The 16,767-nt window shown below is 67.3% G+C and carries 14 protein-coding genes; 11 read left to right on the top strand and 3 right to left on the bottom strand.

Annotated elements, in window-relative coordinates; translation table 11 throughout:
- Positions 1-76 precede the first annotated feature (76 nt).
- Together QXH22_RS01760 and QXH22_RS01755 are read right to left on the bottom strand one after the other, a co-directional pair.
- On the bottom strand, positions 77-628 hold the full coding sequence (locus tag QXH22_RS01760; protein WP_306241055.1) for a GNAT family N-acetyltransferase: 552 nt from the start codon (positions 626-628) through the stop codon (positions 77-79).
- A complete protein-coding gene (locus QXH22_RS01755) occupies positions 625-1,833 on the bottom strand; it encodes a serine hydrolase (RefSeq protein ID WP_306241054.1) in 1,209 nt (402 codons plus the stop codon). Before QXH22_RS01755 ends, QXH22_RS01760 begins: the two co-directional genes overlap by 4 nt.
- A gap of 393 nt (positions 1,834-2,226) precedes the next feature.
- Between QXH22_RS01755 and QXH22_RS01750 the strand changes: the two genes are divergently transcribed.
- The 5 genes from QXH22_RS01750 (at position 2,227) to QXH22_RS01730 (ending at position 9,573) form a co-directional block, all read left to right on the top strand.
- A complete protein-coding gene (locus QXH22_RS01750) occupies positions 2,227-3,090 on the top strand; it encodes an LppX_LprAFG lipoprotein (RefSeq protein WP_306241053.1) in 864 nt (287 codons plus the stop codon).
- A 297-nt stretch (positions 3,091-3,387) separates the two neighbouring features.
- Complete coding sequence (locus QXH22_RS01745) at positions 3,388-4,857, top strand: fatty acid desaturase (protein ID WP_306241052.1); 1,470 nt, start codon at positions 3,388-3,390, stop codon at positions 4,855-4,857.
- Complete coding sequence (locus tag QXH22_RS01740) at positions 4,854-6,035, top strand: type III polyketide synthase (protein ID WP_306241051.1); 1,182 nt, start codon at positions 4,854-4,856, stop codon at positions 6,033-6,035. The genes QXH22_RS01745 and QXH22_RS01740 overlap by 4 nt, the downstream gene beginning before the upstream one ends.
- 5 nt (positions 6,036-6,040) lie before the next feature.
- Positions 6,041-7,024, top strand: coding sequence for a sulfotransferase domain-containing protein (locus tag QXH22_RS01735; RefSeq protein ID WP_306241050.1), 984 nt, complete (start codon positions 6,041-6,043; stop codon positions 7,022-7,024).
- A 296-nt stretch (positions 7,025-7,320) separates the two neighbouring features.
- Positions 7,321-9,573, top strand: coding sequence for a PE family protein (locus tag QXH22_RS01730; protein WP_306241049.1), 2,253 nt, complete (start codon positions 7,321-7,323; stop codon positions 9,571-9,573).
- Here the strand turns inward: QXH22_RS01730 and QXH22_RS01725 are convergent.
- On the bottom strand, positions 9,562-10,224 hold the full coding sequence (locus QXH22_RS01725; protein WP_306241048.1) for a bifunctional 2-polyprenyl-6-hydroxyphenol methylase/3-demethylubiquinol 3-O-methyltransferase UbiG: 663 nt from the start codon (positions 10,222-10,224) through the stop codon (positions 9,562-9,564). The two genes, QXH22_RS01730 and QXH22_RS01725, sit on opposite strands and share 12 nt — an antisense overlap.
- A 276-nt stretch (positions 10,225-10,500) precedes the next feature.
- On the opposite strand from QXH22_RS01725, the gene QXH22_RS01720 reads away from it, so the two are divergent.
- The 6 genes from QXH22_RS01720 to QXH22_RS01695 all read left to right on the top strand — a co-directional run bounded on the left by QXH22_RS01720 (position 10,501) and on the right by QXH22_RS01695 (position 16,755).
- Positions 10,501-11,907, top strand: coding sequence for a PPE domain-containing protein (locus QXH22_RS01720; RefSeq protein ID WP_306241047.1), 1,407 nt, complete (start codon positions 10,501-10,503; stop codon positions 11,905-11,907).
- A 50-nt stretch (positions 11,908-11,957) separates the two neighbouring features.
- Positions 11,958-13,319 carry a PPE family protein gene (locus QXH22_RS01715; RefSeq protein WP_306241046.1) on the top strand — a complete coding sequence of 454 codons (1,362 nt, stop codon included), beginning with the start codon at positions 11,958-11,960 and terminating at the stop codon, positions 13,317-13,319.
- Positions 13,320-13,473: 154 nt separating this feature from the next.
- The gene (gene pyrR, locus QXH22_RS01710) at positions 13,474-14,025 is read left to right on the top strand and encodes a bifunctional pyr operon transcriptional regulator/uracil phosphoribosyltransferase PyrR (protein ID WP_306241045.1); all 552 of its coding nucleotides are present in this window, start codon (positions 13,474-13,476) and stop codon (positions 14,023-14,025) included.
- Positions 14,022-14,969: an aspartate carbamoyltransferase catalytic subunit gene (locus QXH22_RS01705; protein ID WP_306241044.1), complete on the top strand. Its 948-nt coding sequence runs from the start codon at positions 14,022-14,024 to the stop codon at positions 14,967-14,969. The genes pyrR and QXH22_RS01705 overlap by 4 nt, the downstream gene beginning before the upstream one ends.
- Positions 14,966-16,258, top strand: coding sequence for a dihydroorotase (locus QXH22_RS01700; protein ID WP_306274801.1), 1,293 nt, complete (start codon positions 14,966-14,968; stop codon positions 16,256-16,258). The genes QXH22_RS01705 and QXH22_RS01700 overlap by 4 nt, the downstream gene beginning before the upstream one ends.
- Positions 16,255-16,755, top strand: coding sequence for a transporter (locus QXH22_RS01695; RefSeq protein ID WP_306241042.1), 501 nt, complete (start codon positions 16,255-16,257; stop codon positions 16,753-16,755). Before QXH22_RS01700 ends, QXH22_RS01695 begins: the two co-directional genes overlap by 4 nt.
- Positions 16,756-16,767 lie beyond the last annotated feature (12 nt).

The raw sequence follows: 16,767 nt of genomic DNA, 5'->3' as shown, positions 1-16,767 counted from the left end.
ACGTGCGGCCAGCTTCACGCTCGGCGCCGAACGTGCGGCCAGCTTCACGCTCGGCGCTGGCGGCGGGCGGGAGCGCTCAGTGCATGATCTTGGCGTAGATCAGGCTGTCGTGCGGGTCGGTCCCCATCATGGGGTAAACCGCGTGCCGGCGTAGCCGTCCTTCCAGGACGAACCCCGCACGCTGCAGCAGTCGCGCCGACCGCGAGTTGTCGACATGGCAGGTCGCCCATACGCGGAACACGCTGGGGTCGGCTGCCAACTCGTCGAGCACCAGCTTGATCGCTTCCGCCATGTAGCCCATGTCCCACCAGCGACGGCCGAGGCAGTAGCCGACCTCGACGGAGTGGCTCACCGGACGACGGCAGCTGATCAGGCCGACGATATCGCCGGTGTTGCGCAACGCGATCACCCAGTTCCGGTCGTTCTTCGTCGAGATGAGCTGCTCGATGAGCACCCGGCGCGTCTCGACCGCATCCGGGTGGGCGGTCCACAGCAGGAACCGCGTGACTTCGGGATCGCCGGACACGCTTTCGAATATCTCGTCGGCGTCCTCGACGACGGCTGGGCGCAGCAGCAGCCGGGGCCCTTCCAGATGCGTCGGCGGCCGGCTGTAGGAGTAACCGCTCACAGCAGGCCGAGAGCGCGATAGGTGTGGCGAACGAAGTTCGGCTGCGCGGTACGCAGCCGGGCCATTACCGGGTTGCCCGCGACGGCGGCGGCGGCGTTGGCGGTTATGTCGGGGCAGTACTGAATGAGGTACAGCAGAATCAGGTCCGCGCCCGGGTCGGCCTGCCACCACGTTCCGTACGCGCCGGGCCAGCCGAATGTCCCGACGCCGCCCGGTCCGAACAACGGCGTGGACTTGACGGGATCGGTCACCACCGACAGGTTCAGCCCGAACCCCCGGCCCACCCAGTACGGCGCCCCTAGAAAATTGTGGCGTTTGTGGTCGTCCGTCAATTGGTCGGTACGCATCAGCCGCGCCGAGTCCTGCGACAGCACCTGCACGCCGTCGATTGAACCGTCGCCCAGCAGCATTCGCGCAAAGCGCAGGTAGTCGTCTGCCGACGACCACAACCCGCCTCCTGCGTTGCAGAACGACGGGGGTTTGACGTGCGGCGGCCCCATCACGTCGTGCTGCAGGCGGTCGTGCTCGTCATGGCGGTACATGGTCGCCGCCCGCGGTCGCGACTCGGGCGTGACGAAGAAGCCGGTGTCCGGCATCCCCACCGGGCCCAGCACCCGATCGTCGAACACCTCGTACAGCGGCTTGCCGTCGATGCGGGACGCGATCACGCCCAACACATCGGTGGAGTGGCTGTAGGTCATCTTCTCGCCGGGCTGGTGAACGAGGGGGAGCGCGGCCAGCTCGGACAGCCAGACATCCGAGCCCTGGTTGAACGGCAGCCGCAGGTAGGCCCGCGCGATCGGCCCGGTCACCGAGAAGCCGTAGGCCAGACCGCTGGTGTGGGTGAGCAGATCTTCGATCACGATGGGGCGCCGGGCGGGGTGGGTGCGGTCCAGCTCGCCATGCGGGTCGTCGAGCACCCGCAGGTTCGCCAGCTCCGGCACCCACCGGGCGATCGGATCGTGCAGCGCGAGTTTCCCTTCGTCGACCATGCTCATGATCACCGCTACGGTGACGGGCTTGGTCATCGATGCGATACGAAACAGGGTGTCGCGCTGCATCGGCAGCTTCGCGTCGACGTCGCGGTAGCCGATCTCGTTGACCTGCAACATTTCTCCGTGCTGCCAGACGACGGTGACCGCGCCCGAGAGCAGCCCCGCGTCGCAGACCTCACGGATGGTTGCCTGATTGCCTTCGAGCTTCACCGGGATGAGGTTAGCCGGTCGAAGTAATCGTGCTCGAGGTGGGATCGCCGCTGCGCGAGTATGAAATCTATATGAACTGCGGCAAAGAACGGAGCGGCTCGCAGCGGGCCTGGTGGTCCGGCGACAGTTACTTCCGCGAATCGGTTTGCAGGGCAGCAGCCTCGTGTTAGTGTCGCGCTCTCCGGCAAAAGCAATCTGGGGAACGTGCTGCGAGGGCGGCGGCGTGCGGTAGACCGCATTGTCGTTGCTGGTGAACCAGGGTGCGGGTGTGCAGTCACCGAGATCCGCGACCATTGGCCGGGGGCCGGATAACGGGCCTCGTTCAAACCGTACGACGAAGGTAGCGACCCGCTGGTCATCACCACCGGTTGGATAACTCAGCAAAGGCTGGCCATGAATGGCTTGATGTCACAAGCGCAAATCTCCCACCGACGTGTCTCCCGTCGACACTCGACTCCCGTTGTTGCGATCGTGTTCGCAGCAGCTCTTGTCGCGGCGATCGCCGGATGTGGACACAAATCCTCCACTGCGACCTCCCAGACTTCAGGTTCATCGGGAACCTCTGCTGCGACGTCGTCCGGGGCGACCTCCGGAGCATCCGGAACTTCCGCCGCCCAGTCGCCGGAAGCGCAGCAGCTCCTCAAGGACGCCTCCAAGGCGACCACCGCGTTGCACTCCCTGCACGTCAACCTGCAGACCGCCGATATCACCACCTTGCCGATGGAAGCGGTCAACGCCGACGTCACCAATCAGCCGGAAGGCAACGGCCAGGCCGTCGGTGACGCCATGATCAGGCTGCAGCCCAAGACCCCGGCGGTGCCCAAGCAGTTCATCGTCACCAACAAGACCATGTACACCAAGAACGAGTCCGGGGCCTACACGTCGGTCGGGCCGGCCGACAAGATCTATGACCCGGGTGTCGTTTTGGACAAGGACAAGGGCATCGGTGCGGTGATCGGCAAGGTCGCGAACCCGCAGGCCGGCGGCAGTGAAACCATCGACGGCGTCGCCACCACCAAGGTGACGGGGACCATCGACCCGGCGATCATCGACCCGCTGGTGCCGCAGATCGGCAAGGACGCGAAGGGCCCGCTCCCGGTGACCCTGTACATCGCCGACGTCAAGGCGCCAGGTGCGCCCGGAACGCCGCCGAGCGCCTACCTGGTCCGAATGGTGATCGACAAGGACCAGGGCCACGTCACGATCACGCTGTCCAACTGGGGAGCGCCGGTTACCATCCCGAACCCGGCCGGGTAGCGGCGGATCAGGAACCGGCCCGGACGTGCGGCATGGCGACAAGTCATGCGCGCCGGGTCGGTTCACTTCCGCGGCGCGGCTCGATCGGCGTCGGAGCCGGCCTTACTACGGGCCGGGGGGTTCTGGTCACGCTTCAGTCGGGTGAGCGTGCTTGGGGCAGTGACGGTTTGGTGATCGGCACACACCCTTTGAGAATCCGCCGAGAATCCTTTGAGGTCGCGCTCCGACGATTGGGCCAGCTCGCCGGGCTTGCCGGCGCGCAGCCGACATCACCCCGACGAATCTGCAGGAGCACGAATGACCAACGACCTCCCTGAAGTTCAGGAGCGCGGCCCGGGTCCACACCTCGGGCCGCCGCCGGGTGGGCCTCCCGTGCTGCCGGATGTGTGGGTGTACAACGGGCGGGCCTACGACCTGAGTGACTGGATATCCAAGCATCCGGGCGGCGCCTTCTTTATCGGGCGCACCAAAAACCGTGACATCACTGCGATCATCGCCTCCTATCATCGCGACCCGGCCGTCGTGGAGCGGATCCTGGAAAGCAGGTACTCGCTCGGCCGTGAGGCGAAGCCGCGCGATATTCACCCCAAGCACAACGCACCGCCTTTCCTGTTCAAGGACGACTTCAACAGCTGGCGCGACACTCCGAAATACTGCTTCGACAACAAAGACGACCTGATGCATCGGGTCAAGGCGCGGCTGACCGAACCCGCGCTGGCCGCCCGGATCAAGTGGATGGACCGGCTTTTCAACATCGTGGTCGCCCTGCTGGCCGTCGCCTACTTCGCCGTTCAGGGTGTGCGACTGGTCGAACCGGCGTGGATGCCGCTGTGGGCCTTCGTGATTGCGATGGTGCTACTGCGCAGCTCGCTGGTGGGGTACGGTCACTACGCGTTGCACCGGGCCCAGCGCGGACTGAATCGGGTGTTCTCCAACACCTTCGATCTGAACTACATCGCGCTCGCCCTGGTGGTCGCCGACGGGCACACGCTGCTGCACCATCCCTACACCCAGAGCGACGTGGACATCAAGAAGAACGTGTTCACCATGATGATGCGGCTGCCGCGGCTGTATCGCGTTCCGGTGCATACCCTGCACAAGTTCGGCCACCTGGTCACCGGTATGGCCATCCGGATTGCCGACGTGTGGAACATGACACGCAAAGTCGGTGTGCAGGAAGGGTATGGAAGCTGGCGCAACGCGTTGCCGCACTTTCTCGGCTCGTCGGGGGTGCGTCTGATGCTGGTGACGGAGATGGTCATCTTCCTTGCAGCCGGCGATTTCTGGGCCTGGGCACTGCAATTCGTGGCGACGTTGTGGGTCAGCACGTTCCTGGTCGTGGCCAGCCACGAGTTCGAGGACGACGATTCCGATGACGCAGCCGGGCCGGATTGGGGAGTCGATCAGGTCGAGCACGCCAACGACCTTATGGTGATCGGAAACCGCTATGTCGACTGCTTCCTGTCGGCGGGGCTCAGTTCGCACCGCGTCCATCACGTACTGCCGTTCCAGCGCAGTGGATTCGCCAACATCGTCACCGAGGATGTGTTGCGCGAAGAAGCGGCGAAGTCCGGTGTCGAGTGGCTACCCGCGAAGAGTTTCCTCACCGACCGGCTGCCCAAGCTGTGCCGCACCTACCTGTTGTCGCCGTCGCGTGTTGCCCGCGAAAACCGCTGGGGTGTTGTGCGCGAGCACCTGTCGCCCGCGGCCTTCAAAGAGAGTGCCCAGTACGTGGCCGCCGGATTCGTTGGAATCGGGTCGGTATGAGCACCGCAGCCGAGAGCGGCATCGTGTCGCCGCGTGCAGAGCAGTCCGCAATCGATCTGACCCAGTTGCCGCCCGCTCCACCGACAACGGTGGCGGTTATCGAGGGCATCGCGACTGGTGGCCCGCAGCGTGAAGTGGAGCAGACTTCCGCCGCCGGCCGGGTCGCCGAGCTTTTCGTCGATCCCGAACAGCGGGAACGAATTCCGCGCCTATACCAGAAGACGCGAATCGACACCCGCCGCATGGCGGTCGACCCGCTCAATCCTGATTTCGACGAATTCCGGCGCAATCCCGGGACCATCCGGGACCGGATGAACCTCTTCTTCGAGAACGCGGTGCCACTGGCGGTCGACACGGCCAGGCGTGCACTGGCCGGCCTCCCGTACGGCGCCGACGAGATCGGTCTGCTGGTGTTTGTCACCAGCACCGGGTTCATCGCGCCGGGAGTGGATGTCGCGGTCGTCAAGGAGCTGGGGTTGTCCCGCTCGGTGTCGCGCGTGGTGGTCAACTTCATGGGGTGCGCGGCCGCGATGAACGCGATCCGTACCGCCGCTACCTATGTGCGCGCTCATCCGAGCATGAAGGCGTTGGTGGTGTGCATCGAATTGTGCTCGGTGAACGCCGTTTTCGCTGACGACATCAACGACGTCGTCATTCACAGCCTGTTCGGCGACGGTTGCGGTGCGCTGGTGATCGGCGCCAGCCAGGTTCAGCAGCCGCTGCCGGTCGGCAGTGTGGTGATCCGCAGCAGCTTCACCCAGTTGCTCGACGACGCCGAAGACGGCATCGTGCTCGGCGTCAACCACAACGGCATCACCTGCGAGCTATCCGAGAATCTGCCCGACTACATCTACCGCGGAGTCGAACCGGTGGTCGCGGAGGTGTTGCGGGACAACGGCTTGGCGAAATCCGACATCGATCTGTGGGCCGTTCATCCGGGTGGGCCGAAGATCATCGAGCAGTCCGTGCGATCGCTGGGGATTCCGGCTGACTGTGCGGCCCAGAGCTGGGATGTGCTGGCCCGGTTCGGCAACATGCTGAGCGTGTCGCTGATCTTCGTGCTGGAAACGATGGTGCGGCAACAGGAATCGGCCAAACCCATTTCGACGGGCATCGCCTTCGCGTTCGCGCCGGGGGTTACCGTCGAGGGCATCCTCTTCGACATCGTCCGGCGGTGACTGAGATGACCCGTGTCTTGTACCGCTCGCTGATGAGCGACAACCTGCGTTGGGACGCACTGCGGTTGCGCGAGGGCGACATCATCATCTCGACGCCGTCGAAGTGCGGGATGACCTGGATGCAGCGGCTGGTGTCGCTGCTCGTCTTCGACGGGCCGGACCTGCCGGGGCCGCTGTCGACGGTGTCGCCCTGGTTCGACCAGACCATCCGGCCGCTCGATGAGGTGGTCGCGGTTCTGGAGGCTCAGACCCATCGCCGGTTCATGAAGACGCACACCCCACTGGACGGGCTGATCCTCGACGACCGGGTGACCTACATCTGTGTCGGACGCGATCCGCGCGACGCGGCGGTGTCGATGTTGTTCCAAACCGCCAATATGGATCGGGACCGGATGCGCGTGCTGCATGATGCCGCCGTACCCGCGCAGCACCGGCATGGACCGCCCGGCCCCGCACCCGCCCACGAGCCCGCTGAACGCGGCCCTGTCGAGGAGTTCCGCGACTGGATGGAAGGTCCTGCGCACCCGCCCCCGGGTGTCGGTTTCGCGCCGCCGAGGGGAATCGGAACGCTCGCCAACATTCTCGACCAGTTCGGCAAGAGCTGGGAGCGCCGGCATCTGCCCAACGTCGCGTTGTTCCACTACGCGGATCTCCAGCAAGACCTGGTCGGTGAACTGATCCGGCTCGGCGCTGTCCTCGGTTTCGATGTCAATGACGATCGGGCGCGCGAGTTGGCCCGGTACGCGTCATTGGATGAGATGCGCTCGCGAGCGGCCGACGTCGCGCCGAACACCACCGACGGCATCTGGCACAGCAACGAGCGGTTTTTCCGCAACGGGGGCTGTGGGGAGTGGCAACACTATTTCGGTCCCGCCGAGTACCGGCGTTACAACGACCGCATCAACCAGCTCGCCCCGCCGGACCTGTTGGCGTGGGCGCATGAGGGTCGTCGCGGGCGCGAACCCGCCGCCGCTGGCGTTTTTTGTTGAGCGGTTCCATCGAGGCGTTGCCGCGAGATTCGTGCGGCAGGGCGAAAACTGGAATGCTTCCAAATGGCATTTTGGCGATTTTGTAAAGCAATTTGTCAGGTGCGGTATTTCTGATAACTTTCGTATAACGAAATAATTTCATATCCATAACGCATCGGCGTGACTTTCCGAAAGGTCTCTACGCTGAGCTGATCTCGCGATTACGGGCGTTGGATTGATGCGTGGACGCCGTTATTTCGCGCGCGAAAAAAATACCCGGAATTAAATGCATTGCGCGGGCGTTCGGAGGACAGTCGATGTCATATGTCGTGGTGATGCCCGAGGTGATGGTGGCGGCGGCCGCGCAGGCAGCCGATATCGGTTCCACGATCAACGCGGTCAATGCGGCCGCCGCGCGCTCAACCACTGCGGTGTTGGCCGCGGGCGCCGATGAGGTGTCGCGGGCCATCGCGGCGCTGTTCGGGTCGCACGGGCAGGCATATCAAGCGATCAGCGTCCAGGCGGCGGCGGTGCACGAGCAATTCGTGCAGGCGCTCCATGCAGGCGGAAACGCTTATGCGGCAGCCGAATCGGCCAATGTCGCTCAGCAAGTCCTCGACGCGATCAACGGGCCCACCCAGCTGCTCCTGGGCCGTCCGTTGATCGGTAACGGCACCGACGGCGCGGCAGGGACCGGGGCCGACGGCGGGGCCGGCGGTCTGTTGTACGGCAACGGCGGGGCCGGTGGATCGGGCGCGGCAGGTCAAAAGGGCGGCAACGGTGGTGCCGCGGGTCTTATCGGCAACGGTGGGGCGGGCGGGAATGGCGGCAACGCCGGGCTCGGCCCTAACGGCGAGTTCGGCATGGCCGGAGGCGCGGGCGGCAATGGAGGAGCCGGCGGTTGGCTTCTCGGCGACGGAGGGACCGGCGGCTCTGGCGGTGCCGGCTTTCGGGGCGAAATGGGTCCCGCCCTCGCGGTAATTGGTGGGGCCGGGGGCAACGGCGGCCACGGCGGTGCCGCCGGATTGATCGGTGCGGGTGGAGCTGGGGGTATGGCCGGCACCGGTGGCATTGGCGGCACGACGATGAGTCCGTCGGGCCCGCAGGCCATTGGCGGTGCTGGTGGGATTGGTGGGATAGGTGGGGCAGGTGGGCACGGTGGGTGGTTGTGGGGTGACGGCGGGATGGGCGGTTACGGCGGGGGAGGCGGTATGGGCGGAGAGGGCAATGCGCCTGTCGGGGCCGCCGGCGGAGCCGGCGGGGTAGGCGGTGCCGGCGGAAATGCGGGCCTCTGGGGCAATGGCGGTGACGCCGGGCAGGGCGGGGTCGGTGGTCAGGGCGCGATATTTGGCCCGGCGGGGGGGACCGGCGGCCTGGGCGGTGCGGGTGGTGCTGGAGGTTCTGGCGGCTCCTTGTCCGGCAATGGTGGGGCGGGCGGCGCCGGGGGAGCAGGCGGGGCCGGCGCGGCCAGTGTTGTCGGACTACCCAGTGGGGACGGCGGCATCGGCGGCGTTGGTGGGACCGGTGGTGTGGCCGGATTGATAGGCAACGGCGGGGTGGGTGGGGCCGGTGGGCATGGCGGGGCCGGTAGCGCCGGTATCGACCCGACATCCGCAGGCTCGGCCGGCGGGGCTGCCGGCAACGGCGGCACCGGCGGGGCCGCCGGCGCGGGTGCTCGTGGCGGAATGCTGTTCGGACATGGCGGTGCCGGTGGCAGCGGTGGGGCCGGCGGGGTCGGTGGGTTGGGTGGCAACGGCACGGACGGCACGGTCGGGGGAGCCGCCGGCGCCGGCGGTAACGGAGGGGCGGGCGGCACCGGTGGCCTGGGCGGTGACGGCGGCATGCTCTATGGCAACGGGGGGGCCGGCGGCACTGGCGGGACCGGTGCGGAGGGCGGAAACGCTGGCTCCGGCGGGCTTGGTGCCGGCCCTGGCAAAGGTGGCGAAGGAGCCGCCGGCGGTTCGGCCGGCGCCGCCGGCGGTGGCGGCAGGGGCGGTTCCGCTGGGATGTTCGGCGACGGTGGGGCAGGAGGCTCCGGCGGGCTCGGCAGCAACGGTGGTGACGGGGGACCCGGAGGCGGTGGCAACAATGGCGCCGGCGGTAACGGCAGTCGGGGCGGGGCCGGCGGCAGCGGCGGTGCCGGCGGAACACTGATCGGCAATGGCGGCGCGGGTGGGTCCGGCGGCGGCGGCGGCAAGGGCGGCCGGATCGGCATCGGCCCAGGAAACGCTCTCGGGATCCCCGGCGGCGACGGCGGTGCTGGCGGAGCCGGCGGTGGCGGCGGCAGTGGCGGAATGCTCAACGGCAACGGCGGTGCCGGTGGGTCCGGTGGCGCCGGCGGAGGCGGCGGGAACAACGGCGTCGGTGCCACCAGCGACGGCGGCGACGGCGGTGCCGGCGGTGTCGGCGGCACCGCACAACTGATCGGCAATGGCGGGTCCGGTGGCGCGGGCGGGTCCGGCGGGGCCGGCAACAGCGGCGGGACGGACGGGGTCGATGCGGCCGGCGGGCTTGGCGGCAACGGTGGGTCGCTGTTCGGCACCGCTGGTTTAGCCGGCTTACCCGGTTAAATCGTGCCGCAGTGCGCGCACGTACCAGAACGTCATCTCGACCTCGGCGCCGTCCATCTCGCGGGTCAGCGTGACCTGATCGGCCGAGTCGATGTCCCAACCGGCGCCGCCCAGGACGTCATGAAGGGTCTGCTCTGACACCGAGGGCCGCGGCCACTGCTCGCTAGGCTGGTTGGCGTCGGAGAAGCAGCTGATCAACAAGGTCGCGCCGGACCGGGTCGCCCCATGTACAGCGGCGGCGTAGCTGCGTTTGCCGTCGTCGTCCAGGCAGTGGAACATGCCGCTGTCGATGACGGTGTCGAATCGGTCGGAGTAGCCGTCGAGTTTGGTGGAGTCGGCCACCGCGAACCGGATATCGACGCCGGCGTCGTGGGCGCGCCGCTCGGCGGTGATCAGCGCCGTCGGGGAGATGTCCAGACCCGTCACGTGGTAGCCCTGCTGAGCCAGGTAGATCGCGTTGTCGCCGAGCCCGCAGCCGATGTCGAGCACATCGCCATGCACCCAACCGGCGTTGTGCCAGGCGACGACGTTCTCCTTGGGCGCCTTGGTATCCCACGGTGGCGTGTGCACCGGCGCAAGTCCTTCGCCCGGACTCTCACCGCGGTAGAGGGCGTCGAAATCGATGTGTGGGGTGGAACTGGAAGAGCTCATTTCCGCCATGGTAAGCCTGTGCGGGCTGGGGGCACTCTCGCGCGTGTTGAGAGTGCCTTCAGCCCGGTCATTTTCGCGCCGAGGCGCACAAGATCGGGAGGCGAAGTTGTCGCAGTGGCGAAAATGGTTGCGGCGCATCCCGTAGCCGAACGCAGCCCGCCACCCGGCCAGCTAATGTAGCGTTGACTCGCAGGGGGTTTCGCTGTCGGGTCGCAGAGCGTGAGCGGTGCCGCTAAGCTCGCCGTGACCGCGGTGCGTTACAGGGAGCAACGAGCCATGGATTTCGGGAGCTATCCGCCGGAGGTCAACTCGGGCCGCATGTATGCCGGTGCCGGGTCAGGACCGTTCTTGGCCGCGGCCGAGGCGTGGGCTGCGCTTGCCGCCGGACTGCAATCGGCGGCGAATTCTTTCCAGTCGGTGGTATCGGCATTGACCGCTGGTCCCTGGTTGGGGCCGTCGTCGGCGTCGATGAGCGCCGCAGCGGCGTCGTATGCGGCGTGGTTGCGAGTCACCGCCGCACAGGCCGAAGAAACCTCTGCGCAGGCCAAGGTCGCGGCCGCTGCCTATCAAACCGCATTTTCCGCGACGGTTCCGCCGCCGATCGTGGCGGCCAACCGCAGTCAACTGATGATCCTGATAGCGACCGATGTGTTCGGAATAAACACCCCGGCGATCGCGGCCACCGAAGCGCAGTACGCGGAGATGTGGGCCCAGGACGCGGCGGCGATGTACGGCTACGCCGCCTCGTCGGCCTCGTCGACGTCGCTGACGCCGTTCAACCCACCCCCGCAGACCACTAACCCGGAGGGCCTGGCCAACCAAGCCGCCGCTGTCCCTGCCAACGGTATCGCCGGCACCGTGGCGAGCAAAGTCCAGCAAGCCTTCTCCGCGGTGCCCAGCGCGCTGCAGAGCGCGGCGGCCCCGGCAGCGGCCACGGACGACCCTTTGTTCCTGCTGTCCCTGCTGGCCGATCTGTCCGCCCTCACCTTCGGCGTATCGGCGGGAGTCGCCACCATTGGTATCGGCGTGCCTGCCGCTGTGCTCGGCATAGTGAATCTTCCGGTGGCTGTCTACAGCACCCTGGTGGGATTACACAGCGACGAGGTCCTCAGCGATTTGGATGACGTGGAGGCCTTTCCGGGTTCGGAGGTGGCGCCAGTGAAGCCGTTGCCGTCGCCGCCGCTCAACTTGCAGGCAGGCGCCGTTCCGGCGCAAAGGTTGTCGGCGGGACTGGGCGAGGCGAACGCCGTCGGGGCGTTATCGGTGCCGGCAGCGTGGACCGCTGCAACGCCGGCGGTGCGCCCAGTGGCGTACTCGCTGCCGGCGCTGGGCGGGACCCCGTCCGGCGCCGCCGCCGCGCCGGCGGCGGGAGCCGGGACAGGCACCATGCTGGCCCAGATGGCGATGGCGGGCATGGCCGGACGGGCGATGGCCGGAACTGTTGGTACCGGCCGGAGCGCCGGCAAGGAGGCCAAGGAGGCAACCGGGGCCGCTCGCGCCAGAACCGCGGCGGCCGCCGGTGATAAGGCATCTCGCGAAGTCGACGAGGCACCCAGCGACAAGCCTCGGGCTGTGGTCACCGGAGTCGCGGCCGAGCTACGTGAGTTCACCAAGCTCCGTGACGAGGGGATTTTGACCGACGAGGAATACACCGAGCAGAAGAACCGGTTGCTCGGTCGCTGAACCGCCCGTCGGGCAACTGCCGCGGTCATCGAGAAAAGGTAAGCGCAGCAATGGATTTCGGGATCTATCCGCCGGAGATCAACTCCGGTCGGATCTATGCCGGTCCGGGCGCGGGGCCGATGCTGGCGGCCGCACAGGCCTGGCAGAGCGTGGCGGACCAGCTGTACACGACGGTCGGCGGATATCAGTCGGCGGTGTCCGAACTCACGGAGGGGGCTTGGTCGGGTCCGTCGGCCGCGGCGATGAGCGCAGCGGCGGGTTCCTACGTGGAATGGCTGAGCGCCACCGCTGCGCGGACGGAACAGACCGCCGCCCAGGCATGGACCGCGGTCGCCGCCTACGAGGCGGCGTTCGCAGCCACGGTGCCACCGCCGGAGATCGCCGCCAACCGTGCCCTGCTGACGGTGCTGGTGGCGACCAACTTTCTGGGACAGAACACACCGGCGATCGCGGCCACCGAGGCGGTTTACGCCGAGATGTGGGCGCAGGACAGCCTGGCGATGTACAACTACGCAGCTTCGTCGGCGGCCGCGTCGGTGCTGACTCCCTTCACCCCTCCGCACCAGAACACCGACCCGGGCGGGACGGCCGGCCAGGCCGCCGCGATCAGCCAGATCGGCACCCTCGCCGGTGCCGCGCAAGATGCCATATCGGTTGTGCCACAGGCCTTGTCGGCGATGGCGGTACCGGTCGAGTTGGAATTCGTGACGCTCTTGCTCGATCTCTTTTTCATTGCGCCAATCGACGCGGCGGCCCTCTTCGCGATCGTCCCGGCGGACGTGATCGGTACATTCGGGGATTTTCCTCTCGCCGCCTTCATGGCTGTTTCCGGTGCCGATGACGATGAGACCGTCAGTGACTGGGACGGGGTAGAGCCCTTGTTGGGGACCGAACCGACGCCGGAAGAGCCGTTTGTGGCGCCCGTTGCGAACCTGCCGACTGTAGGCATTTCCACGGCGACGATGTCAGCGGCCTTCGGCGCGGCGAACACGGTCGGGGGATTGAGGGTGCCGCCGAGCTGGACCCAAATCGCCCCTGCCGTATCCGAAGTACGCCCGACCGCACTGGTCACACCGCTGACGAGTGCGAACACGGCAGCGGGGCCTGCGGCAGAATTCAACGAGGCGAACACGTTGAATCAGATGGGAATCGGCGCCATGGCCGGGCAACCGATGGTAGGCCCACCTGCCGCCGCGGGTGGGCAGAAGAACACCGCTGCGGCGCAGCTCATTGGCCGCAACGAGGATGCGCCGGCTGAGGAGGTCGAGGTAATGCCAGCGCCGCGGACCGTCATGACCGGCGTTGCCGCCGCGATCCGCGATATCGCCGCACAGCGCGCCGCTGGACTGCTGAGCGAACAGGAATACACCGAGCAGAAGAAGGTTCTGCTCGACATCTCGTTCGGCCAGTAGATCAGACGGCGATCGATACGGCGATGCCGTCCGTCGCGCCCGCGCCGGCTGAGCGCCTCGCGTACCCGGGGTCAGACCGTGTTAGGCTGCCCCCGCAAGTCGACATCCTTTAACGATCCGTCCGGAGAGGCGGAGAAGGAGGTCAAGATCTCGCATGGGTGCTAACGATCCGCGGGAATTGATGTCAGCGGCCGATGTCGGTCGCACCATTTCCCGTATGGCGCACCAGATCATCGAAAAGACCGCGCTGGACAATCCTGATTCCAACCGGGTGGTGCTGCTCGGGATTCCGACACGCGGAGTGACGCTGGCCAGCCGCCTGGCCGCCAACATCGCCGAATACAGCGGCGTGGACGTCGGCCACGGCTCGCTGGACATCACGCTCTACCGCGACGACCTGATGATCAAACCGCCGCGTCCGCTGGAAGCCACCTCGATCCCGGCCGGCGGCATCGACGACGCGCTGGTGATCCTCGTCGACGACGTGCTGTACTCCGGACGCTCCACCCGCTCCGCTCTTGACGCGCTGCGTGACGTGGGCCGGCCGCGGGCCGTGCAGCTGGCCGTACTGGTCGACCGCGGCCACCGCGAACTACCGATACGTGCCGACTACGTCGGCAAGAACGTGCCCACCTCACGTAACGAAAGCGTGCACGTGCAACTCAAGGAAGACGACGGACGAGACGGCGTGGTGATCACCCGATGACCCCAAGACATCTGCTGGCCGCGGGCGACCTGAGCCGCGACGAAGCCACCGCGATCCTCGACGACGCCGACCGCTTCGCCCAGGCGCTGGTCGGCAGGGACGTCAAGAAGCTGCCGACGCTGCGCGGCCGCACCGTGGTCACGATGTTCTACGAGAACTCCACCCGCACGCGGGTGTCGTTCGAGGTGGCCGGCAAGTGGATGAGCGCCGACGTGGTCAACGTCAGCGCATCCGGATCGTCTGTGGGCAAAGGAGAGTCGCTGCGCGACACCGCGCTCACGCTGCGGGCCGCCGGCGCCGACGCGCTGATCATCCGGCACCCCGCATCGGGGGCCGCGCACCTGCTCGCCGACTGGACCCGCGTCGCCGATGGGTCTCCATCGGTGATCAACGCCGGGGACGGCACGCACGAGCACCCCACCCAGGCGTTGCTGGACGCGTTGACCATCCGCCAGCGCCTCGGCGGGATCGAGGGGCGGCGCATCGTGATCGTCGGCGACATCCTGCACAGCCGGGTCGCGCGTTCCAATGTGATGCTGCTGGACACGCTGGGCGCCGAGGTCGTGCTGGTGGCTCCGCCGACGCTGCTGCCGCGCGGCGTCGAGGGGTGGCCGGTCACCGTCTCCAACGACTTCGACGCCGAACTTCCCGCCGCGGACGCAGTCCTGATGCTGCGGGTGCAGGCCGAGCGGATGAACGGCGGCTTCTTCCCGTCGGTGCGGGAGTACTCGACGCTCTACGGTTTGTCCGCCCGGCGCCAGGCGCTGCTGCCCGATCACGCCGTGGTGCTGCACCCGGGGCCGATGCTGCGCGGCATGGAGATCTCGTCGTCGGTGGCTGACTCGTCGCAATCCGCTGTGCTGCAACAGGTTTCCAACGGAGTGCACGTGCGGATGGCGGTGCTGTTCCACGTGCTGGTCGGGGCGGAGGAAGTCGCGGCATGAGTGTGCTGATCCGGGGTGTCCGGTTGTACGGCGAAGGAGACCCGGTCGACGTCCTGGTCGATGACGGTCAGATCGCGGACATCGGTGCCGGGCTCGACATTCCCGACACTGCAGATGTCATCGACGCCACCGGCCAGGTGCTGTTGCCCGGCTTCGTCGACCTGCACACCCACCTGCGTGAACCCGGCCGGGAATACGCCGAAGACATCGAAACCGGTTCGGCGGCAGCGGCTCTGGGCGGTTACACCGCGGTGTTCGCGATGGCGAACACCAACCCGGTGGCCGACAGCCCGGTGGTGACCGACCATGTGTGGCACCGCGGTCGCCAGATCGGCCTGGTCGACGTCCATCCCGTCGGTGCGGTCACCGTCGGATTGGCCGGCGTCGAGCTGACCGAGATGGGCATGATGCACGCCGGCGCCGCGCAGGTGCGGATGTTCTCCGATGACGGCATCTGCGTGCACGATCCGCTGGTGATGCGCCGGGCGCTGGAATACGCCACCGGCCTGGGCGTGCTGATCGCCCAGCACGCCGAGGAACCCCGGCTCACCGTCGGCGCGGTCGCGCACGAAGGGCCTACCGCCGCCCGCCTCGGACTCGCCGGATGGCCCAGGGCCGCCGAGGAATCCATCGTGGCCCGCGACGCCCTGCTGGCCCGTGATGCCGGCGCCCGGGTGCACATCTGCCACGCTTCCACCGCGGGCACCGTGGAGATCGTGAAATGGGCCAAGGAACAAGGCATTTCGATCACCGCTGAGGTCACACCGCACCACCTGCTGCTCGATGACGCCCGGCTGGTCAGCTACGACGGGCGTAACCGGGTCAACCCGCCGCTGCGTGAGGCCTCCGACGCGCAGGCGCTTCGCCAGGCGCTGGCCGAAGGGGTCATCGATTGTGTGGCGACCGATCACGCGCCGCACGCCGAACACGAGAAGTGTGTGGAGTTCGCCGCCGCCCGCCCGGGCATGCTGGGGCTGCAGACCGCGCTGTCGGTGGTGGTGCAGACGATGGTGCAGCCCGGATTGCTCACCTGGCGCGATGTCGCGCGGGTGATGAGTGAGAATCCGGCGCGCATCGTCGGACTGCCTGACCACGGCCGTCCCCTCGAAGTGGGCGAGCCGGCGAATCTGACCGTCGTCGATCCCGAGGGCAGCTGGACCGTCGCCGGCTCCGACCTGGCCAGCCGCTCGGACAACACTCCCTACGAGTCGATGACGCTGCCGGCCACGGTGACGGCGACAATGCTGCGCGGCAAGATCACCGCCCGGGACGGGAAGAGTCCCGCATGAATTCAGGCACCCTGGTGGGTTCGCTGATTTTCGCGGCGGTGCTGGTGGTGGTGCTGGCGGTGGCGATCCAGCTGATGATGCGAGGCTGGCGGCGACGGGCCGAAGCCCAGGTCGAGCTGATCGGCGAGCTGCCCCGCCTGCCCGACGCGGTCGGCGCCCCGGCGGTCACCACCCAGGGCCTGTATGTCGGCACTACGTTGTCGCCGGCCTGGAACGACCGGGTCGCGGTGGGTGATCTGGGTTACCGGAGTAAGGCGTTTCTGATCCGCTACCCCGAGGGCGTTCTGGTGGAACGCATTCGTGCGCAACCTATTTGGATTCCGGCGGAGTCCATCACGGCTATCCGCACCGAGCGCGGAGTCGCCGGAAAGGTCGCGGCCCGCAACGGGATCCTGGCGATCCGCTGGCGCCTGCCGTCGGGCACCGAGATCGACACCGGGTTCCGGGCGGACAACCGGGACGAGTACGTGCATTGGATAGAGGAGGATGCCGCGTGAGGAGTGGCGCAG

The sequence above is a fragment of the Mycobacterium sp. TY814 genome (assembly GCF_030755175.1).
In the GTDB taxonomy this organism is placed as follows: domain Bacteria; phylum Actinomycetota; class Actinomycetes; order Mycobacteriales; family Mycobacteriaceae; genus Mycobacterium.
The sequence above is the reverse complement of the archived record's forward strand: the minus strand, read 5'-3'. Positions and strand labels throughout refer to the sequence as shown.

Excerpts from the sequence above, each read along its gene's own strand:
- QXH22_RS01750 (WP_306241053.1), top strand. The coding sequence starts at position 2,227 with ATGAATGGCTTGATGTCACAAGCGCAAATCTCCCACCGACGTGTCTCC.
- QXH22_RS01745 (WP_306241052.1), top strand. The coding sequence starts at position 3,388 with ATGACCAACGACCTCCCTGAAGTTCAGGAGCGCGGCCCGGGTCCACAC.
- QXH22_RS01740 (WP_306241051.1), top strand. The coding sequence starts at position 4,854 with ATGAGCACCGCAGCCGAGAGCGGCATCGTGTCGCCGCGTGCAGAGCAG.
- QXH22_RS01735 (WP_306241050.1), top strand. The coding sequence starts at position 6,041 with ATGACCCGTGTCTTGTACCGCTCGCTGATGAGCGACAACCTGCGTTGG.
- QXH22_RS01730 (WP_306241049.1), top strand. The coding sequence starts at position 7,321 with ATGTCATATGTCGTGGTGATGCCCGAGGTGATGGTGGCGGCGGCCGCG.
- QXH22_RS01725 (WP_306241048.1), bottom strand. The coding sequence starts at position 10,224 with ATGAGCTCTTCCAGTTCCACCCCACACATCGATTTCGACGCCCTCTAC.
- QXH22_RS01720 (WP_306241047.1), top strand. The coding sequence starts at position 10,501 with ATGGATTTCGGGAGCTATCCGCCGGAGGTCAACTCGGGCCGCATGTAT.
- QXH22_RS01715 (WP_306241046.1), top strand. The coding sequence starts at position 11,958 with ATGGATTTCGGGATCTATCCGCCGGAGATCAACTCCGGTCGGATCTAT.
- pyrR (WP_306241045.1), top strand. The coding sequence starts at position 13,474 with ATGGGTGCTAACGATCCGCGGGAATTGATGTCAGCGGCCGATGTCGGT.
- QXH22_RS01705 (WP_306241044.1), top strand. The coding sequence starts at position 14,022 with ATGACCCCAAGACATCTGCTGGCCGCGGGCGACCTGAGCCGCGACGAA.
- QXH22_RS01700 (WP_306274801.1), top strand. The coding sequence starts at position 14,966 with ATGAGTGTGCTGATCCGGGGTGTCCGGTTGTACGGCGAAGGAGACCCG.
- QXH22_RS01695 (WP_306241042.1), top strand. The coding sequence starts at position 16,255 with ATGAATTCAGGCACCCTGGTGGGTTCGCTGATTTTCGCGGCGGTGCTG.